Source organism: Streptomyces omiyaensis (assembly GCF_014650895.1).
Lineage (GTDB): Bacteria > Actinomycetota > Actinomycetes > Streptomycetales > Streptomycetaceae > Streptomyces > Streptomyces omiyaensis.
Genome location: NZ_BMVV01000055.1, coordinates 13,378 through 18,159, shown reverse-complemented (window position 1 = coordinate 18,159; position 4,782 = coordinate 13,378). Strand labels below are relative to the sequence as shown.

The window sequence follows — 4,782 nt, the reverse complement described above, 5'->3', positions numbered from 1 at the left end:
GGGGTCAGCGCGATCGACACCGACACGGCCCGCATCAGGGGCAGTCCGTCCTCGGCGTGCCAGGTCTCGAAGTCGGAGTGCCAGTAGAAGCCGCTGGCGCCGAAACCGGGCTTCACGTTGATCCGCGACTGGTGGACGTAGACGTCGGAGCCGAGGATCTGCCGGGCACGGTCGACGAGCCGCGGGTCGGCGGCGAGCCGGGCGAACACCTCGCTGATCCGGTGCACCTCGAAGACGGAGCGGATCTCCTGCGACCGCGGTTCGACGATCGACCGCTCGTCCTCCCGGATCCGGGGGTCGGTGACCAGGCGGTCGAGCTCCGCCTGGAGTTCGGCCACCTCGTCGGGGGTGACCAGGGCCTTGTCGGCGAAGAAGCCGTTGCGCTCGTACTCCTCCAGCTCGCGCGGCCAGAAGGGCCCGGGCGTGCCGGGCTCGGACCAGACGACGGGCTCCTTGCGGAAGACGAGGGCCTCCTCGGCGCCGCGGGTGGGGTACGGGTCGACGGGGCGGGCGGGAGCGGTGGTCATCGTGATGCCGTCCTTTCTCGTGGGTGCGGGGTGGTCGGCCGTCGGCGGCTCACGCGCCGCCGGGCTCGGTGAGCAGCGGGTAGACGCCGTTCTCGTCGTGGTCCTCGCGGCCGGTGACCGGCGGGTTGAAGACGCACAGACAGCGGAAGTCCTCCTTGACCCTGAGCGTGTGCCGCTCGTGGCCGTCGAGGAGGTACATGGTCCCGGGGACGATCGTGTAGGCGATCCCGGTCTCGTGGTCGGTGAGTTCGGCCTCGCCCGCGGTGCAGACGACGGCCTCGACGTGGTTCGCGTACCACATGGCGGTCTCGGTCCCGGCGTAGAGGACGGTCTCGTGGAGGGAGAAGCCGACGCGCTCGCGGGCGAGCACGATGCGCCTGCTCTCCCAGGTGCCGGAGGCGGACCTCACGTGCCGGTCGGTGTTCTCCAGCTCGGCGAAGCTACGGACGATCACGGGGGTGGCCTTTCTGGGGAGGGCGGTTCAGGCGGTGTGGCGGACGGCGCGGGAGAGGATGCCGAGTCCCTCGTCCAGCTCGTCGTCGGTGACGGTCAGCGGGGGCAGCAGCTTCACGACCTCGTCGCGCGGCCCGGACGTCTCCACCAGGAGGCCCAGCTCGAAGGCGCGCCGGCAGACGGCCCGCGCCCGCTCCCCGTCCTCGAACTCCAGGCCCCACACCAGGCCGCGTCCCCGGGGAGCGGCGGCGGTGCCGAGCTCCCCGAGCGCGGCCTCGACGGTGGCGGCCCGCCGGAGGGTGCGGTCCCGCAGCGCGGTGTCGCGCCAGTACGCGTCGAGGGCGGCGGTGGCGGTCACGAAGGCGGGGTTGTTGCCCCGGAAGGTGCCGTTGTGCTCGCCGGGCTCCCACACGTCGAGCTCGTCGCGGAACAGGCAGAGGGACAGGGGCAGGCCGTAGCCGCTGATGGACTTGGAGAGCGTGACGATGTCCGGGGTGATGCCGGCCTCCTCGAAGGAGAAGAAGTCGCCGGTGCGCCCGCAGCCCATCTGGATGTCGTCGACGATCAGCAGCATGTCCCGGCGGCGGCAGAGGTCGGCGAGGCCGCGCAGCCACTCGGCACGGGCCGGGTTGACGCCGCCCTCGCCCTGGACCGTCTCGACGATCACGGCGGCCGGGTGGTCGAGGCCGGACCCGGAGTCCTCCAGGAGCCGCTCGAACCAGTGGAAGTCGGGGAGCGCGCCGCCGAGGTAGCGGTCGTACGGCATCTGCACGGTGTGGGTCAGCGGCACGCCGGCCCCGGCGCGCTTCCCGGCGTTCCCGGTAAGGGCGAGCGAGCCCAGGGACATGCCGTGGAAGGCGTTGGTGAAGGAGACGACCGTCGTGCGGCCGGTGACCTTCCGGGCCAGCTTGAGCGCCGCCTCGACGGCGTTGGTGCCGGTCGGGCCCGGGAACATCACCTTGTACGGCAGCGCGCGGGGCGCGAGGACGGTGGAGCGGAACGTCTCCAGGAACTCCCGTTTGGCCGTCGTCGACATGTCGAGGCCGTGGGTGATGCCGTCCCCGCCGAGGTAGTCGAGGAGGGGGCGCTTGAGGACGGGGTTGTTGTGGCCGTAGTTCAGCGACCCGGCGCCGGCGAAGAAGTCGAGGAAGGGGCGGCCGTGCTCGTCGAACAGACGGCTGCCGGTGGCGCGTTCGAAGACGGTGGGCCAGGTGCGGCAGTAGCTGCGCACCTCCGACTCGACGGTCTCGAAGACGGTGGGTCCGGTTTCTGCGATGAGCGTCATGCGGGTCTCCAGACGGTGGGGGGAGTGACGGAGCGGCCGGTTCAGAAGGCCAGCGGCGCGATGCGGTGCAGCACCTCGGCCTCGTGGCCGGGGGCGGGGAAGGCGCCGGAGGGGAAGAGGACCGTGCGGCGCACGTCGGCGCCGTGCCGCCGGGCGTAGGCGCTGAACAGGCGTTCCGAGGCCTCGTTGTCCGGGGTGATGGTGGTCTCGACGGCGTCGAGGGGGCCCGTGCCGGCGACGCGCTCCGAGAGGTGGTCGAGGAGCGCCCCGGCGATGCCGAGCCCCCGGTACGAGGGATCGACGGCGACCTGCCAGACCAGCAGCGTCCCCGGGGCGTCGGGGCGGAGGTAGCCGGTCACGAAGCCCAGCGGCCGCCCGTCCTCGTCCCGGGCGACGGCGGACGTCTCGGCGAAGTCCCGGCACCACAGGAGGTAGCTGTAGGAGGAGTTGACGTCCAGGGCCTTCGACTCCCGCGCGAGCCGCCAGAGTTGGGCGCCGTCGCCGATCCGGGGCCGTCCGACGGTCCACCTCCGGGGAGAGACCGGCGCCGCGTCCCGGACGTGTTCCGGTGCTGTGTGAGCTGTGGTCATGGGCGCCGAAGTTACCCAGCGCAGCCGTGAACTTCCTGGCCCGGCGGGGTTGTGGAGCGGAAGGATCCGCGGTATGGAACTGCGGGGTTTCAGCGCCCGCCGGATGATCTTCCGGTGAATTGCAGGGGTGCGGAAGGCGTTAAATCGGGTGATAGTGTCCGTTTATAACGACGAGGTAACACCTTGGATCCTCGTCTCGGAGCCGCCGAGCGTTATCGGATCGCAGGTCCGGAGCCCGTTTGGCCGCGGCGGATGCGGTTAGGGATGCCTCGTATGGGCCCGTCTTCACGGAGTGTCACCACCCCGCGTCCGGCGCCTTCCGGCGGTCTCCCGGCGCTCCTCGGGCCGTCGTCCGGCCGATCACCGGCTTCCGTCACCCGCCCGCCCGCCCGCCGTCGTCCGCCTCCGCCCTCTCCGCCTCCGCAACCGCCTCAACCCCCGTAACCGCCCTCTCCGCCTCCGCCGTCGCCCGGCCGGCGGACCGCGGCACCGCACCCGCAGGCGGAGCCGGCCGGGCCGGACTAGCGTGGTCAGGGTGAGCAGTCGGCTCCCCAGCACCCCGCCCCCCGCCGGTCCGGACGCCCGGAGCGGCACTCCCGCCACGGCGCTGCCCCGCATCGCCGCGCAGGCGCTCGCCGCCGTCGCCGCCGGATACGCCGCCATGGGGATCACCGCCGCCCTCGGCCTCTGGGCCGCCGGCGCCGCCGACCTCCCCGGAGGCTTCGCCGCCGTCCTCGCCGCGGTCGTCGTCATGGCCGTCGGCGGCCAGGTCGAGATCGCCGGCTCGGCAGGATCCTTCGCCGGCACCGAGGGCGAGCTGACCGCGATGCCCCTCACCGTCACCCTCGTCGGCGCGCTCGTCACCGGCGCCGTCTTCCTCCGCCCGCTGCGCCACCACGCCGTGGCCAGGGCCGGCGACCTCGCGGCACGGGCCGCGGCCGTCACCGTCCTGTGGCTGGCCGCGCTCGCCGGACTCGGCGCCGCCGCCCGCCACGACTTCCCCCTCGGCCTCGACGTCGGCGATCCCCAGGAACCCCTCGGCGACCTCTTCGGCGAGCTCATCGACGCGGTGAACCCCACCGTCGGCTTCCGCACCCTCCTCGGCCCCACCCTCGGCTACGGCCTCCTGTGGATCCTCGGCGTCCTCCTCGTCGCCCTCCTGGTCTCCCGGGGCAGCGCCCTGCCCGCACGCCTGACGCGGTACCACGAGGCCGTCCGGCCCGCCGCCTCCGCGATGCTCCTGCTGCTCCTCGCCTACGTGGCCGTCGGCCTCGTCATCGGCCTGGTCGTCGCCGCCACCAAGGGCCACGCCGCCGAGACCTTCGCCGTCCTCCTCCTCGGCCTGCCCAACGTCGCCTGGCTCGCCCTCGGCGTCGGCATCGGCGGCGCCTGGGAGGGCAAGGTCGAGGGGCCCTTCGGCCTGCCCATGCCGCAGGTCCTCGACGCCGTCCTGCGCAGCGGCGGCGACAGCGCCGACCTGTCCACGGTGGACCTCTCCTCGCTGGCCGCCCAGGACGGGCGCGCCTGGTGGCTGCTGCCCATCGCCGTCGTCCTGGTCCTCGCCGCCGCCTTCGTCGCCGCCGTCCGCTCCCCGGCCCGGACGCGGCCCTGGCAGCACGCCCTGCGCCTCGGCGTCGCCTTCGCCCTGACCATGCTCGCCGTCGCGCCGCTCACCCTCGTCGAGGCGCGGTTCGGCCTCTCGGTCCTCGGCATCGGCGACCTCGGGGCCCTCGGCGGCGAGGTCGTCCTCCGGCCGGAGGTCTGGCGCACGGCCGGTCTCGCCCTCCTCTGGGGCCTCGTCGCCGGCTTCCTGGGCGGCCTCCTCGCCACCCGCACCCGGCACCACGGCCAGCTCCCCACCGAGCCGGGGACCCCCGGGGCCGGCTCCGGACGGAGCCCGGGGGCCTAGAGCCTGTCTGACAATTCC

The 4,782-nt window shown here is 73.5% G+C and carries 5 protein-coding genes; 1 reads left to right on the top strand and 4 read right to left on the bottom strand.

Annotation, left to right across the window (positions count from 1 at the left end):
* The 4 genes from IE287_RS37470 to ectA form a co-directional block, all read right to left on the bottom strand.
* Window positions 1-527: phytanoyl-CoA dioxygenase family protein (locus IE287_RS37470; RefSeq protein ID WP_189853898.1), on the bottom strand; the 527-nt coding region annotated here is incomplete at its 3' end.
* Between the two features lie 49 nt (window positions 528-576).
* Window positions 577-981, bottom strand: a complete 405-nt coding sequence (locus tag IE287_RS37465) for an ectoine synthase (protein ID WP_189853897.1) — start codon at window positions 979-981, stop codon at window positions 577-579.
* A gap of 27 nt (window positions 982-1,008) precedes the next feature.
* Window positions 1,009-2,265, bottom strand: coding sequence for a diaminobutyrate--2-oxoglutarate transaminase (ectB, locus tag IE287_RS37460; RefSeq protein WP_189853896.1), 1,257 nt, complete (start codon window positions 2,263-2,265; stop codon window positions 1,009-1,011).
* A gap of 41 nt (window positions 2,266-2,306) precedes the next feature.
* The gene (gene ectA, locus IE287_RS37455) at window positions 2,307-2,855 is read right to left on the bottom strand and encodes a diaminobutyrate acetyltransferase (RefSeq protein WP_189853895.1); all 549 of its coding nucleotides are present in this window, start codon (window positions 2,853-2,855) and stop codon (window positions 2,307-2,309) included.
* Window positions 2,856-3,381: 526 nt separating this feature from the next.
* On the opposite strand from ectA, the gene IE287_RS37450 reads away from it, so the two are divergent.
* A complete protein-coding gene (locus tag IE287_RS37450; protein ID WP_229884001.1) occupies window positions 3,382-4,764 on the top strand; it encodes a streptophobe family protein in 1,383 nt (460 codons plus the stop codon).
* Window positions 4,765-4,782 lie beyond the last annotated feature (18 nt).

What these genes read in the sequence shown, in the direction of transcription:
- ectA (WP_189853895.1), bottom strand. Translation starts at nt 2,855, where the DNA reads ATGACCACAGCTCACACAGCACCGGAACACGTCCGGGACGCGGCGCCG.
- ectB (WP_189853896.1), bottom strand. Translation starts at nt 2,265, where the DNA reads ATGACGCTCATCGCAGAAACCGGACCCACCGTCTTCGAGACCGTCGAG.